Below are 12,884 nucleotides of genomic sequence, written 5' to 3'. Positions count from 1 at the left end.
AAAGACCTCCATGCCGCACTCGTCCAACGTGCCGCGACGCACCCTGCTCCTGACCGGAGCAAGCCGCGGCATCGGCCATGCCACCGTGATCCGTTTCTCAAGCGCAGGCTGGCGCGTCATCACCTGCTCGCGACATGCGTTTCCGGAAGATTGTCCGTGGGACGCAGGTCCTGAGGATCACATCCAGGTCGACCTTGCCGATCCCGAGGACACGACGCGCGCGATCAATGAAATCCGCAACCGCCTCGAAGGCGGCTCGCTGCATGCGCTCGTCAACAACGCCGCAATCTCGCCGAAGGGACCCGGCGGCTCCAGGCTCGGCTCGGTCGACACCAATCTCGACACCTGGACGCATGTCTTCCACGTCAACTTCTTCGCGCCAATCATGATGGCGCGCGGGTTGATCGAGGAATTGAAGGCGGCGAAGGGATCGGTGGTGAACGTCACCTCGATCGCCGGCTCGCGCGTGCATCCCTTTGCGGGGGCGGCCTACGCCACCTCGAAAGCCGCGCTCGCCGCGCTGACGCGCGAGATGGCTTCCGACTTCGGCCGCGTCGGCGTGCGCGTCAACGCGATCGCGCCGGGCGAGATCGACACCTCGATCCTGTCGCCGGGCACCGAGAGGATCGTCGACCAGCAAATCCCGATGCACCGCCTCGGCACGCCCGACGAGGTCGCCAAGATCATCTACGTGCTGTGCACCGAGACGTCGTCCTACGTGAACGGTGCCGAAATCCACATCAATGGCGGCCAGCACGTCTAAAGCATGATCCGGAAAAGTGTGGAGCGGTTTTCCGAAAAGATCATGCTCAAACAACGATTCATCCTAATCTCATCGCGCTTTAGGTGAGGAAAGGACTGCGGGCGGAGCGATGGGTCGGTTCGCGACTACGGCGGCGCTCTACGAGAAATTCCGGCCGCCTTATCCGCCGGAATTCTTCAGCAGGGTCGCGCAGAAGCTCGCCCTCACCGAGCGATCCGCGCTGATCGATCTCGGCACCGGGCCAGGACTGCTCGCGCTCGGCTTCGCCCCCTTTGTCGGCCGCATCGTCGGCGTCGACCCGGAACCGGACATGCTCGATGCCGCACGGCGTGCGGCGGCGCGCGCCGGCCGGGATCTCGGGCTGATTGAGGGCAAGGCCGAGATGCTTCCCGCCGACATCGGCTCCTTCGACGTCGTGACGATCGGGCGCGCCCTGCATTGGATGGATCGTGCGTCCATCCTTGCAGTGTTCGAGCGGCTGGTTGCGCAGGACGGCGCGATCGCCATCTGCGCATCGTTTTCAACCCCCGACGGTCGCAATCCGTGGCTCGACGACTACAATGCGGTGCGCCGCAACTGGTCGCCAGCCGGCCTGTGGGAGGAGGCCGGCCGCGGCGAGCGAACGCACCGCGACCTGCCGGCCTTCTTCCGTGGCAGCGCGTTTCGCCCGATCGACGTGATCCGGGTCGAGACGAGGCACGAGATCAGCGTGCGTGACCTGGCCCGGCGCGTGCTCACCTTTTCCTCGTCATCGCCCGAAGCACTGGGTGGCAATGTCGAGGCGATGCTGAGTGATGTCGAGGAGCGTCTTGCGCCCTTCAGCCGCGACGGCGCGATCATCGAGACGCTGGTATCCGTGGCAGAGATCGTGAGGCGCTGAGGGCGCTGGGATTATGCGACGATGCGGCGGGCTGTCCCAGGAACGATCGGTGTTTGGAAACGGAAGCAAGGCAATCCAGACAGAGCCGCCGCAAGACCCGGATTGCCTTAACCCCTCCCGTTTCTCAATCGGCACGAATCCGACGCGACGTCTCGCGCAGCCGCGGAGCGGCTACATTGGATGCGGTCGAGCAGTCGTCGTCGTTCTCACCGTCGAGCAGCGGAGCACCACAGTGCCGGCACAGCCGTGCCGACATCGACGACGCCTTGCCGTTCGCCAGGACCCGACGATAGCTCGCCAGATCGATGACGTTACGGGGCGTCGTTATGCGTTTTTCAACCATGGCTGTTCCTCGCGGCTACTCGCTGCTTATCGCAGACAAGTTTCGCCCAAACGTTCAGCCCAACGCTCAAATTTTAGCTGAGGAAATGAGGCAGAGATTGTGACCCAGATCTTGTCTACACAGCGCCACATTTCACAACGCGCGTTCACCGTCTCCCTGCAAACGGCGTAACAATTCGGTAGCTATCTCACAGCCACTTCTTCCACTTGAAAATCCAGTACGGAACAATCGCGGCAGCGAGCATCATCACCAGCGCCATCGGATAGCCGTGCGCCCATTCGAGCTCCGGCATCGCCTTGAAGTTCATGCCGTAGATCGACGCGATCAGCGTCGGCGGCATCAGGACCACGGCCATCACCGAGAACAGCTTGATGATGTTGTTCTGCTCGAGATTGACGACGCCGAGCATGGCGTCGAGCACGAAGGTAATCTTGTTCGAGAGATAGGAGGCATGGTCGGTCAGCGATGCGACGTCGCGCTGCATGGTCTTGAGCTGCTCGCGCATGTCCTTGGACCATTTCACGCCTTCGACGATCGCCGAGAGGAAGGTGACGACGCGACCGATCGACACGAGGCTCTCGCGGACCTTCGAGGTCAGGTCGCCCTTGCGGCCGATCGCGATCAGGATCTGGGAATATTGCTTGGCGTGACCGTGGCGCTCGCTCTCCGGCTCGAAGATATCGTGCGAGACCTGGTCGATCTCGGCGCCGCAACGCTCCAGAATGTCGGCACAGCGGTCGATCACGGCGTCCAGAAGTTCCATCAGCACCATCTCGCCGGTGATGGCGGGGGTGCAGGAACGGGCCAGCTTGGCCTCGACCAGGGCGAAGGGCTTGGGCAGGTCGTAGCGCACCGTCACCAGGCGATGGTCGCCGAGAATGAAGGTTACCGCCGTGGTCCGGGGCATGTCGGTATCAGAGTGGCACATCAGCGTCGCCGTCATGTAGCGCGCGCTGTTCTCGATATAGAGGCGGCTGGAGACCTCGATCTCCTGCATGTCCTCCCGGGTCGGGATCGCGATCCCCGCCAGCCGCTCCACCGCCTTGTCCTCGGCGCCGGTGGGATTGAACAGGTCGATCCACACCGCATTTTCGGGCAGCACCGCGAGGTCTTCGACGGCCGCCTTCTTCAGGGAGGACTCGGACGGAACGAACACCGAAAACATGAACTACTCCAGCGGGGACCGAAAAGGCCGGCGCACGGCCCTTAGCGCGATTCTGACAGGTACGGGATGACAATCACATTAACGGGGCGTTTGCATTTGTGGCCAGCCAGCGGCGTAACTGTGGCACGGAATCGACAACTCGGCATCCCTTGCCCAAAAATCGACCCAGAGCCTCAAAACTTGCGGCAAAAAAGCCACAGCTTGGGCTTTGCAGCGCGGGATAAAGCCCTAAAAGCTGGAATTGTGGCGGGTTTCAACCGATAATAGGCCCATCGGAATCGTGGAACTTGGGCAATACGCTCAGGGCCTGCGCATGGGTATTTGTTTCGATTGGAACCAAGCCAATGTCGTCGCTGAAAGTTAAGTTGGGAATTCTGGCCGCCGGTTTGATGCTGACGGGCTGCATGCAGGCCACTCATTTCGAGGCGACCGACACCAAGGCCTTTAAGCCGAAGGACAAGGAACTCCTTGCCAAGATTCGGTATGAGAACACCCCCGTCGCCGAGCCGTTCCGCCGCGCCATCGTCGATTACCACCGCAAGGAGTCGCCGGGCTCGATCGTGGTCGATTCCGACAATCATTACCTCTACTACGTCATGGATGGCGGCAAGGCGATCCGCTACGGCATCACCGTCGGTGAAGAGGCCATGGCCTGGTCGGGTATCGCCAAGGTTGGCAGCATGACCGAATGGCCGGCCTGGCATCCGACCCCCGGCGAAATCTCGCGCCTGGGCGTGCCGACCTATGTGGCGCCGGGTCCTGACAATCCGATGGGCTCCCGCGCGATGTATCTCTACTCGGGCGGCAAGGACACGCTGTTCCGCATCCACGGCACCAACCAGCCTGAATATATTGGTGCCTCGATCTCCTCGGGCTGCATCCGCCTGACCAACGAGGACGCGATCGACCTCTACAACCGCGTCAAGGTCGGCACAATCGTGGTCGTGCTCGAGCCGAAGCACGGTGATTCCCCGTACAACTCGCAGCTAGCTCTGCGTGGCGGCGGCAACAGCACTTCACAGTACTGAGCTTCCCCAAGGCTTTCGAAGAAGCGCCGGCTCGCTACCGGCGCTTTTTTGTTGCCGGCTTTCGGGGCGTTTGGCCGGCGCCGGCAGGCTCGTCCGGCTGTGGCGTGCCGGACTTTGCCGCATCGCCCTGCTCCGCGCCCTCGTTGGTCTCCCCCGATTTGGCTGCTACCTCGCGCGGTGGGGCTTCCTCGGGCCGCTCGGTCGGCAGCAGCGGGGCGACCTGCGGCAGCGGATCCCAGACGTTCCACTGGCAAATCCGGTAGTCGTTGCGGCGCTGCATCAGATCGAGATGGATGTGGTCCTCGTGATACCAGTCCGATCCCGGTCCCAGCACGGTTGAAAAGCGCGCGCAGACCGAATGCAGCACGCGCTCGCGCAACTCCCGCGGCACGGTGCGGTCGGTCAGGCCGATCGACTGCCCGTTGGCAAGCTTGAACGCACGCACGTCGAGCGCATTGGCGCGGCCGTGCTCCGACAGCATGGCGCCGACGATGCGGTTGCGGCCGCGGCACTCGAAGGAATCGAAATTGTCGAGATCGCTGATGGTGCTCCCGAGGCTCGCCGCGAGCGGCGCCATGTCCGAGCGGACCCAGTTGGCGATGGCCGATGCCATGCCGCAGCGCAGGATCGCGGCCGGCTTGACCTGGACCTTGCGCTTATCCGGCAGCACGATCGCCTCGAGCCGCACCAGATCCTGGCCGCCGCAGCTGCCCGGGCCATGAATGTCGGGGACCGAGGGCGCAATTGCGATCTCCTCGGTCAGGGCGAGGCGGCAGGCCGAGGCCTGCTTTGCTGGCGGCGCGGTCGGTTCGGCCGGCTTGTCGGCAGCAAGTTTTTCTTCGACTGCCGGCCGCTCCGGCGCAGGTTTGGCCACTTCCTTGGGCGCATCTTCGGGACGCGGTCTCGGCAAGGGAATTTTGGCCGGAATCCTGGCCGGATGAACCGTGCCGCGAGGCCGCGGCAGACCGAAGCCGAACAGGTCGAGCGGCGCGGCGTATTTCCGCGCCTCGGCAGGCGCAAGCGACAGCCCCAGCGCGACGGTAACCATTGCCGCACCGGCGGACATATAGCCGCGACAAGACCATTTGCGGCAAAAGTCCGGCAGGCTAAAATTCATGACAATTCTTTGGCCCAGAGCTGAGAGCGATAACAAGTCCAGCCTTATTCGGAGGAACGTCGGAATGCTTGGTTTGATGCAAGATTGGCCCCTGCTCTGCCACCGGATCATCGAACATGCCGCCAGGATTCATGGCAAGCAGGAGGTCGTCACGCGCTCGGTCGAAGGACCGATCCATCGCACCAACTACGCCGAAATCCACGCCCGCGCCCTGAAAGTTTCGCAGATGCTGGAGCGCGACGGCATCAAGCTCGGCGACCGCGTCGCCACGATCGCCTGGAACACCTGGCGCCACCTCGAGGTCTGGTACGGCATCATGGGCATCGGCGCCATCTGCCACACCGTCAATCCCCGCCTTTTCCCCGAGCAGATCGCCTGGATCATCAACCATGCGCAGGACCGCATCGTGATGACCGACATCACCTTCGTTCCAATCCTGGAGAAGCTCGCCGACAAGCTGCCGAGCGTGGAGCGTTATGTCGTCCTCACCGACAAGGCGCATATGCCGCAGACCACGTTGAAGAACGCGGTCGCCTATGAAGAGTGGATCGCAAAGGCCGACGGCAAGTTCGCATGGAAGGATTTTGACGAGAACACGGCCGCCGCCATGTGCTACACCTCCGGCACGACGGGCGATCCCAAGGGCGTGTTGTATTCGCATCGCTCCAACGTGCTGCACGCCCTGATGGCCAACAATGTCGACGCGCTCGGCACTAGCGCCTCCGAGACAATGCTGCCGGTGGTGCCGCTGTTCCATGCCAACAGCTGGGGTATCGCCTTCTCCGCGCCTTCGCAGGGCACCAAGCTGGTGATGCCCGGCGCCAAGCTCGACGGCGCCTCGGTCTACGAGCTGCTCGAGACCGAAAAGGTGACGCACACCGCAGGCGTGCCGACCGTCTGGCTGATGCTGCTCCAGCACATGGCCGCCAACAATCTGAAGCTGCCGCATCTGAAGATGGTGATCTGCGGCGGCTCGGCGATGCCGCGCTCGATGATCAAGTCGTTCATCGACATGGGCGCGCGGGTACGCCATGCCTGGGGCATGACCGAGATGAGCCCGATCGGCACGGTCGCAGCGCTCAAGCCACCGTTTGCCGAGACCACCAGCGATGCGCGGCTCGACGTGCTCCAGACCCAGGGCTATCCGCCGTTCGGCGTGGAGATGAAGATCACCGACGATGCCGGCAAGGAGCTGCCATGGGACGGCAAGACCTTCGGCCGCCTGAAGGTTTCGGGGCCAGCGGTCGCCAAGGCGTATTACCGGCTCGACGCCAATATTCTCGACGGAGAAGGCTTCTTCGATACCGGCGACGTCTCCACCGTCGACCAGGACGGCTATATGCGGATCACCGACCGCTCCAAGGACGTGATCAAGTCCGGCGGCGAGTGGATCTCCTCGATCGATCTGGAAAACCTCGCGGTCGGCCACCCCGCGGTGGCGGAGGCCGCCGTGATCGGCGTCTACCACCCTAAATGGGACGAGCGCCCGCTCCTGATCGTGCAGCTCAAGCAGGGCCAGAACGCCACGCGCGAGGACATCCTGACGTTCATGGACGGCAAGATCGCGAAATGGTGGATGCCCGACGACGTCGCCTTCGTTGACGGCATCCCGCACACCGCGACCGGCAAGATCCTGAAGACGGCGCTGCGCGACCAGTTCAAAGACTACCGCTTCCCGAACGCGGCAGCGTAAGCGCGAGGCTTCGCGAGAGCATTGGCGGCGCGGCCCCTGCGGAACCGGCAGGGGCCGCGTCGTTTTGGAGCGCTCACAATTGCGAGCAGCGAAAGCCCGCCTCCGGCCGGCTGAAGAACATCCGCTGCTCCTTCACGACGAGCACGAGCTGATTGCGGTCGCGCAAGGTGCCGCACAGGCCTCTGGCAACGGCCTTGAATACGCGCGTCTCCGCATAGGGCGTCACGTTGAGATCCTCGATCGCCCAGCGTTGCAGATTGAGCACGTTGGTGTTGTCGGAGGTATGGACGAGGTGCGACCTGACACTGCTCGGAGTCGAGGCCGCGCCGAGATCGCTGAGATAGATCTGCGCCTCCGTCAGATTGCCAGAATAGAGCGCCGAGGACAGATAGGAATCCCAGAGATTGAAGAAGCTGAGCGCCGGCAGCACGGCGAACAGCGCCACGGCCGCGCCATGACGAAAGTCGCGCACGTTCCAGACGACGTCGCGCCAGGCGAAGTCGGCCTCTCCCGAAAACAGCAGCACGTCGAAGACCGCCATCGTCGCGGTCCACGGCCAGACGACGTTGTTCCAGTTGAGCCCGAGCGGGCCGAACATGGCCAGGATGAAGACGTGCATGGCGACCGCTGCGACCAGCGAGACGCGGCGAAAACGCCGGGTCAACAGGCCGGCGCCGAACGCCACCTGGATGAAGGGGACGGCGAAGCCGAAGGCATCGAGAATGCTGCCGAGCGACGGAAGCAGGCCGGTGATCGGTGTGACGATCCAGGGGAAATCATTCTCCATGAAGTTGAGGTTGATCTTCTGGAGACCCGAGAAGACGTAGGTGAAGGCAATGACCAGCCGGGCCACGTTGAGGGTCCGCTGGTCCTCGGCCGGATCCGCGTTGTGGCTTTGCCCGAGCGCCAGAATCGCGAGCAGGAAGCTGTATTGAAAGACCCAGGGTTGCCACCGCGTCTGGTCGGCGAGGCAGAACGCTGCGACGATGGCGAGGAAGCCGGCGATCGACCAGCGCACGCGAGGAGCCAGCACGGCGAGCCCCGCCAGCACGAACAGTGCGCCATAGAGGGTGACCGCGACAGCGCCCTCGATCGGGGGCAGGATCGGGACGGCCGGCGCCTCCGGATAGGAACGCGGCCCGATCCACAAGGCCGGACACATCAACAGCCCGACGCAAAACGCTGCAAGGATGGTCAGGCGGAGCAGAAATAGCCTCTTCGCCGGAGCCGGGCCGCCGAAAGGATTGTGCCGATTGTCGCGCCCCGCCATGCTTCCTGCCCCCCTCGAACAGCCATACACAATTGGTGGTTCGCGGAGGTCAATGGTTCGAGCACCGCAGAAGATCCGGAACGGGATAAAGGCCGGGGATAAACCGCTTCACAGGCCTGCGGAAAATGCGCTAGGTCAGCTTGCTCCCCGTCGCCCGCGCCCCGCAACCGGCGACTGACATCGGTGATGGAACAGCATGGCCCGCAGGTTTTCCGCTCCCTACCAGTCGGAGCCCGTGTCCGGGCTCGCCAGCTGGGCGCGCAATCTGGCCGTGTTCGCGGTGGTGGCGGTCCTGGTCTCGATCATCATCGTCCGTTTCGGCTTTCTGGAGATCAAGCCGGCGCTCGCTACCTTCTTCGGCGGGCTTGCGATCGCAGGGCTCTCCATCCTGTTCGGGCTCGCGGGCTTTGCGGCAATCTGGCAGAACGGCTCGCGCGGAATGGCGCGCATCCTGTTCGCCTTCGTGATCAACGCGCTGATCCTTGCCTATCCCGCCTATCTCGCCTTCCAGTACCGGAAACTGCCGGCGATCCACGACATCACCACCGATCCGATCGACCCGCCGCGCTTCGAGGCGCTGGCGCGCCTTCGCACCGGCGACGGCGCCAATCCAGCCGTCTATGCCGGCCTCTATTCGGCCGAGCAGCAACGCCATTTCTATCCCGACATCGAGCCGATCGAGCTCGAGATTTCCGTCGACCGCGCCTATGCGCTGTCGCTCCAGATCGCCAACAAGCGCAAATGGCTGATCATCGACGAGCGTCCGCCGCAGCCGCCGCGCCGCATCGGCCGCATCGAGGCGGTGGCGCGCACGCCGATCATGGGTTTCCGCGAGGATGTCTCGATCCGCATCGTGCCTGATGGCGACGACTCGCGCGTCGATATCCGCTCGGCCTCACGCTATTTCGAGAGCGACCTCGGCAGTAACGCCGCGCGCGTCAGCAAGTTCATCGACGATCTCAACACTGCAGCCGACGCCGACGCGCTGAAGCCGGCGAAGAAGGCGCCGGTCGTGCCGGTCAAGCCGCCAGCGAAGACAGTGAAGAAATAGCACTCCGTCATTCCGGGGCGGTCCGCAGGACCGAACCCGGAATCTCGCGCCGCAATCTCCAGATTCCGGGTTCGCCGCTTTGCGGCGCCCCGGAATGACGGTGAAGCTAGGCGTTCGCCATCCTGTACGTCCCCGAAATCACGGGATCGCCGTCGGTCGCCACCACGCCGCGGGCGACGAGGTCCTCAAGATGCGCCAGCACGGAATACCCGGCCGCTGTCGTGAGCCTCGGATCGATGCCGATATAGATCGCGCGCACCATGGTCGGGATGTCGGCCTCACCCTTGGCGAGGCGATGCAGGATCGAGGCTTCGCGCGCCTTGCGATGGCGGATCAGGAAGCGCACATAGCGCGGCCCTTCGGGGATCTCGGCACCGTGGCCGGAGAAATAGAGGTCCTCCTCGCGCGCAGCGAGCCGGTCGAGCGAGTCCATGTAGTCGATCATCGAGCCGTCGGGCGGAGCCACGATCGAGGTCGACCAGCCCATGACGTGATCGCCGACAAAGCTGAATTTCCGCTCGGGCCACGCGAAGGCGAGATGGTTGGCGGTGTGGCCAGGCGTTGCGACGGTTTCGAGCCGCCAGCCGGAGCCTTCGATGATGTCGCCATGGGCAACCGTCACGTCGGGCGCGAAATCGCGGTCGGCACCCGATTCCGGGTTGTGCTTCTCGCTCTCGAAGCGCGGACGGGAGGCGCGATGCGGGCCTTCGGCATAGACGGTCGCGCCGGTCGCCTCTTTGATCCGGCCGGTGTTGGGCGAATGGTCGCGATGGGTGTGGGTGACCAGGATGTGCGTCACGGTCTCGCCACTGACAGCATCGAGCAGCGCCGCCGCATGGGCCTCGTTGTCCGGCCCCGGATCGATGATCGCGACCTTGCCCCGGCCCACGATGTAGCTGACCGTGCCGGTAAAAGTGAACGGGCTCGGATTGTTGCAGAGCACGCGACGCACGCCGGGACGAACTTCCTCGGCGACACCGGGCACAAGCGGAAAATTGCGGTTGAACGGGACGTCGTCGTTATCGGACATGGCTTCTTCTTTGTTCTTTGACGTCATTCCGGGATGGCCGACAGGGCCAGACCCGGAATCTCGATTGAACAGGATGATGCGGCCCGAGATTCCGGGTTCGCGCTTCGCGCGCCCCGGAATGACGGAAGACGTATTCAGAAGAACGCCTGAATGCCCGTAATCGCACGTCCCAGGATCAGGGCGTGGACGTCGTGCGTGCCCTCGTAGGTGTTGACCGTCTCGAGGTTATGGACGTGGCGCATCACGTGATACTCGATCTGGATGCCGTTGCCGCCATGCATGTCGCGCGCGACGCGGGCGATGTCGAGCGCCTTGCCACAATTGTTGCGCTTGACGATCGAGATCATCTCGGGCGCGAACTTGCCTTCGTCCATCAGCCGGCCGACGCGCAATGAGGCCTGGAGGCCCAGCGCGATCTCGGTCTCCATGTCCGCGAGCTTCTTCTGCACGAGCTGGGTCGCGGCGAGCGGCCTGCCGAACTGCTTGCGGTCGAGCGTGTACTGCCGGGCGCGGTGCATGCAGTCCTCGGCCGCGCCGAGCGCGCCCCAGGAGATGCCGTAGCGGGCGCGGTTGAGGCAGCCGAACGGACCCTTCAGGCCGGACACGTTGGGCAGCAGCGCGCTCTCGGGCACCACGACGCCGTCCATCACGACCTCGCCGGTGATGGAGGCGCGCAATGACAGCTTGCCGCCGATCTTCGGCGCGGAGAGGCCCTTCATGCCCTTCTCCAGCACGAAGCCACGGATCTGGTTATCGTGCTCGGCCGACTTCGCCCAGACCACGAACACGTCAGCGATCGGCGCATTCGAGATCCACATCTTGCTGCCAGTCAGCCTATAGCCGTCCGAGACTTTCTCGGCGCGGGTCTTCATGCCGGAGGGATCGGAACCGGCGTCGGGCTCGGTGAGGCCGAAGCAGCCGACCCATTCGCCGCTGGCGAGCTTCGGCAGGTACTTCTTGCGCTGGTTCTCGTCGCCATAAGCGTAGATCGGATACATCACCAACGAGGATTGCACCGAGTTCATCGAACGGTAGCCGGAATCGACCCGCTCGATCTCGCGGGCGACAAGGCCGTAAGCGACGTAGCCCGCATTGGCACAGCCATATTCCTCGGGCAGCGTGATGCCGATCAGGCCGAGCTCGCCCATCTCGTTGAAGATCTCGCGATCGGTCTTCTCCTCGAGATAAGCCTTGGTGACGCGCGGCAGCAGCTTGTCCTGGGCGTAGGCCCGCGCCGTGTCGCGCACCATGCGTTCGTCTTCGGTGAGCTGCTCGTCGAGCAGGAACGGATCGTCCCACTGGAAAGAAGCCGCAGCCGGCTTGTCCTTGGCCTGAGGGCGCACACTCATGAAACGTCCTTTCGCGTCTGGTTCCGTCAAAAAATTGACCGATAAATTAAAACGCCACGGCGCCAAGTGCAATTGCGTTGCACCTGCTCGGCGGCGGTCAGTTCTCAAGCTGCTCGTTCGAGACGATCTCGATGCCGAAGCCGGATAGGCCCTTGTAGTCGTGCACCGAGGAGGTCAGGTGGCGGATCGAAGTGACGCCGAGATCGCGCAGGATCTGCGCGCCGACGCCGACTTCGCGCCACTGCCGGTTGCGGTCCGCCTCCGCCGAGGTCTCGTTCGGCAAGGGTTCAACGGGAACACCGGCGGCGCCGTCGCGCAAGTAGATCAGGACGCCGCGCCCCTCCTTCTTGAATTGCTCGAGCACGGCCTGAATGCGCTTGTGGCCGGTGAAGATCTCCTTGACGATGTTCGGCTTGTGAAAGCGCGTCAGCACGTTCTTGCCGTCACCGACGCCGTTATAGACGAAGGCGACATGGGCAATGGAGTCGAAGGGCGAGCGATAGGCATAGCCTTGGAGCGGCCCGATCGGGCTTTCGGTGACGAAGGTCGACACCCGCTCGATCAGCTTCTCGCGCGCCTGGCGATAGGCGATCATGTCGGCAATCGTGACGTGCTTGAGCTTGTGCTGGGCCGCGAAGCGCGCGACCTGCTCGCCCTTCATCACGCTGCCGTCGTCGTTCATCAGCTCGCTGATGACACCGACCGGCGGCAAGCCGGAGAGCTTGCAGAGGTCGACGGCGGCCTCGGTATGGCCGGAGCGCAGCAGCACGCCGCCGTCCTTGGCGATCAGCGGAAAGATGTGCCCGGGACGGGCGAAATCGCCGGCACCGACATTGGGATTGGCGAGCGCGCGGCAGCAGGATGCGCGCTCCTCGGCCGAGATGCCGGTGCCACCGTCGGGCTTGTAGTCGATCGAGACAGTGAAGGCCGTCGTGTGGGCGGAGTCGTTGTGGGCGACCATCGGATCGAGCCGCAGGCGCCGCGCGTCCTCCGTGGTGATCGGCGCGCAGACGATGCCGGAGGTATGGCGGATGATGAACGCCATCTTCTCGGCGGTGCAGAGCGAGGCGGCGACGATCAGATCGCCCTCGCCTTCCCGGTCCTCGTCATCGGTGACGACGACGAGCTCACCTTTGGCAAAGGCCTGTAGAACTTCCTGTATGGTATCGGGCATTTCCCAATCTCTGGCTATTGT

12 protein-coding genes are annotated in these 12,884 nt (G+C 63.8%); 5 read left to right on the top strand and 7 right to left on the bottom strand.

Annotation, left to right across the window (positions count from 1 at the left end):
• Positions 1-10 precede the first annotated feature (10 nt).
• Positions 11-763: an SDR family NAD(P)-dependent oxidoreductase gene (locus QQL28_RS15980; protein ID WP_284266913.1), complete on the top strand. Its 753-nt coding sequence runs from the start codon at positions 11-13 to the stop codon at positions 761-763.
• A 109-nt stretch (positions 764-872) separates the two neighbouring features.
• Complete coding sequence (locus tag QQL28_RS15975) at positions 873-1,643, top strand: class I SAM-dependent methyltransferase (RefSeq protein ID WP_284266911.1); 771 nt, start codon at positions 873-875, stop codon at positions 1,641-1,643.
• A gap of 124 nt (positions 1,644-1,767) precedes the next feature.
• On the opposite strand, the gene QQL28_RS15970 is transcribed toward QQL28_RS15975, so the two are convergent.
• Both QQL28_RS15970 and QQL28_RS15965 read right to left on the bottom strand, forming a co-directional pair.
• Positions 1,768-1,986 carry a hypothetical protein gene (locus QQL28_RS15970; protein ID WP_284266910.1) on the bottom strand — a complete coding sequence of 73 codons (219 nt, stop codon included), beginning with the start codon at positions 1,984-1,986 and terminating at the stop codon, positions 1,768-1,770.
• 187 nt (positions 1,987-2,173) lie between these two features.
• On the bottom strand, positions 2,174-3,151 hold the full coding sequence (locus QQL28_RS15965) for a magnesium transporter CorA family protein (protein ID WP_284266906.1): 978 nt from the start codon (positions 3,149-3,151) through the stop codon (positions 2,174-2,176).
• Between the two features lie 344 nt (positions 3,152-3,495).
• On the opposite strand from QQL28_RS15965, the gene QQL28_RS15960 reads away from it, so the two are divergent.
• A complete protein-coding gene (locus tag QQL28_RS15960; protein WP_284266905.1) occupies positions 3,496-4,179 on the top strand; it encodes a L,D-transpeptidase in 684 nt (227 codons plus the stop codon).
• Positions 4,180-4,213: 34 nt separating this feature from the next.
• Here QQL28_RS15960 and QQL28_RS15955 read toward each other — a convergent pair whose 3' ends face one another.
• A complete protein-coding gene (locus QQL28_RS15955; protein WP_284266903.1) occupies positions 4,214-5,296 on the bottom strand; it encodes an extensin family protein in 1,083 nt (360 codons plus the stop codon).
• A 64-nt stretch (positions 5,297-5,360) separates the two neighbouring features.
• On the opposite strand from QQL28_RS15955, the gene QQL28_RS15950 reads away from it, so the two are divergent.
• Positions 5,361-6,989 carry a fatty-acid--CoA ligase gene (locus tag QQL28_RS15950; protein ID WP_284266901.1) on the top strand — a complete coding sequence of 543 codons (1,629 nt, stop codon included), beginning with the start codon at positions 5,361-5,363 and terminating at the stop codon, positions 6,987-6,989.
• 73 nt (positions 6,990-7,062) lie between these two features.
• Here QQL28_RS15950 and QQL28_RS15945 read toward each other — a convergent pair whose 3' ends face one another.
• Positions 7,063-8,259, bottom strand: coding sequence for an HTTM domain-containing protein (locus tag QQL28_RS15945; RefSeq protein WP_284266899.1), 1,197 nt, complete (start codon positions 8,257-8,259; stop codon positions 7,063-7,065).
• Between the two features lie 196 nt (positions 8,260-8,455).
• On the opposite strand from QQL28_RS15945, the gene QQL28_RS15940 reads away from it, so the two are divergent.
• Complete coding sequence (locus QQL28_RS15940) at positions 8,456-9,310, top strand: DUF1499 domain-containing protein (protein WP_284266896.1); 855 nt, start codon at positions 8,456-8,458, stop codon at positions 9,308-9,310.
• Positions 9,311-9,416: 106 nt separating this feature from the next.
• On the opposite strand, the gene QQL28_RS15935 is transcribed toward QQL28_RS15940, so the two are convergent.
• From QQL28_RS15935 to ribB, 3 genes are all read right to left on the bottom strand, one after another.
• A complete protein-coding gene (locus QQL28_RS15935; RefSeq protein WP_284266894.1) occupies positions 9,417-10,340 on the bottom strand; it encodes an MBL fold metallo-hydrolase in 924 nt (307 codons plus the stop codon).
• 134 nt (positions 10,341-10,474) lie between these two features.
• Complete coding sequence (locus QQL28_RS15930; protein ID WP_284266892.1) at positions 10,475-11,689, bottom strand: acyl-CoA dehydrogenase; 1,215 nt, start codon at positions 11,687-11,689, stop codon at positions 10,475-10,477.
• A 97-nt stretch (positions 11,690-11,786) separates the two neighbouring features.
• Positions 11,787-12,863 (bottom strand): 3,4-dihydroxy-2-butanone-4-phosphate synthase, encoded by a 1,077-nt coding sequence (ribB, locus tag QQL28_RS15925; RefSeq protein ID WP_284266889.1) that lies wholly within the window; start codon positions 12,861-12,863, stop codon positions 11,787-11,789.
• Between the last annotated feature and the right edge of the window lie 21 nt (positions 12,864-12,884).

The sequence above is a fragment of the Bradyrhizobium iriomotense genome, from assembly GCF_030160715.1.
Taxonomy (GTDB): Bacteria; Pseudomonadota; Alphaproteobacteria; order Rhizobiales; family Xanthobacteraceae; genus Bradyrhizobium; species Bradyrhizobium iriomotense.
The sequence above is the reverse complement of the archived record's forward strand: the minus strand, read 5'-3'. Positions and strand labels throughout refer to the sequence as shown.

What these genes read in the sequence shown, in the direction of transcription:
- QQL28_RS15980 (WP_284266913.1), top strand. Translation starts at nt 11, where the DNA reads ATGCCGCACTCGTCCAACGTGCCGCGACGCACCCTGCTCCTGACCGGA.
- QQL28_RS15975 (WP_284266911.1), top strand. Translation starts at nt 873, where the DNA reads ATGGGTCGGTTCGCGACTACGGCGGCGCTCTACGAGAAATTCCGGCCG.
- QQL28_RS15970 (WP_284266910.1), bottom strand. Translation starts at nt 1,986, where the DNA reads ATGGTTGAAAAACGCATAACGACGCCCCGTAACGTCATCGATCTGGCG.
- QQL28_RS15965 (WP_284266906.1), bottom strand. Translation starts at nt 3,151, where the DNA reads ATGTTTTCGGTGTTCGTTCCGTCCGAGTCCTCCCTGAAGAAGGCGGCC.
- QQL28_RS15960 (WP_284266905.1), top strand. Translation starts at nt 3,496, where the DNA reads ATGTCGTCGCTGAAAGTTAAGTTGGGAATTCTGGCCGCCGGTTTGATG.
- QQL28_RS15955 (WP_284266903.1), bottom strand. Translation starts at nt 5,296, where the DNA reads ATGAATTTTAGCCTGCCGGACTTTTGCCGCAAATGGTCTTGTCGCGGC.
- QQL28_RS15950 (WP_284266901.1), top strand. Translation starts at nt 5,361, where the DNA reads ATGCTTGGTTTGATGCAAGATTGGCCCCTGCTCTGCCACCGGATCATC.
- QQL28_RS15945 (WP_284266899.1), bottom strand. Translation starts at nt 8,259, where the DNA reads ATGGCGGGGCGCGACAATCGGCACAATCCTTTCGGCGGCCCGGCTCCG.
- QQL28_RS15940 (WP_284266896.1), top strand. Translation starts at nt 8,456, where the DNA reads ATGGCCCGCAGGTTTTCCGCTCCCTACCAGTCGGAGCCCGTGTCCGGG.
- QQL28_RS15935 (WP_284266894.1), bottom strand. Translation starts at nt 10,340, where the DNA reads ATGTCCGATAACGACGACGTCCCGTTCAACCGCAATTTTCCGCTTGTG.
- QQL28_RS15930 (WP_284266892.1), bottom strand. Translation starts at nt 11,689, where the DNA reads ATGAGTGTGCGCCCTCAGGCCAAGGACAAGCCGGCTGCGGCTTCTTTC.
- ribB (WP_284266889.1), bottom strand. Translation starts at nt 12,863, where the DNA reads ATGCCCGATACCATACAGGAAGTTCTACAGGCCTTTGCCAAAGGTGAG.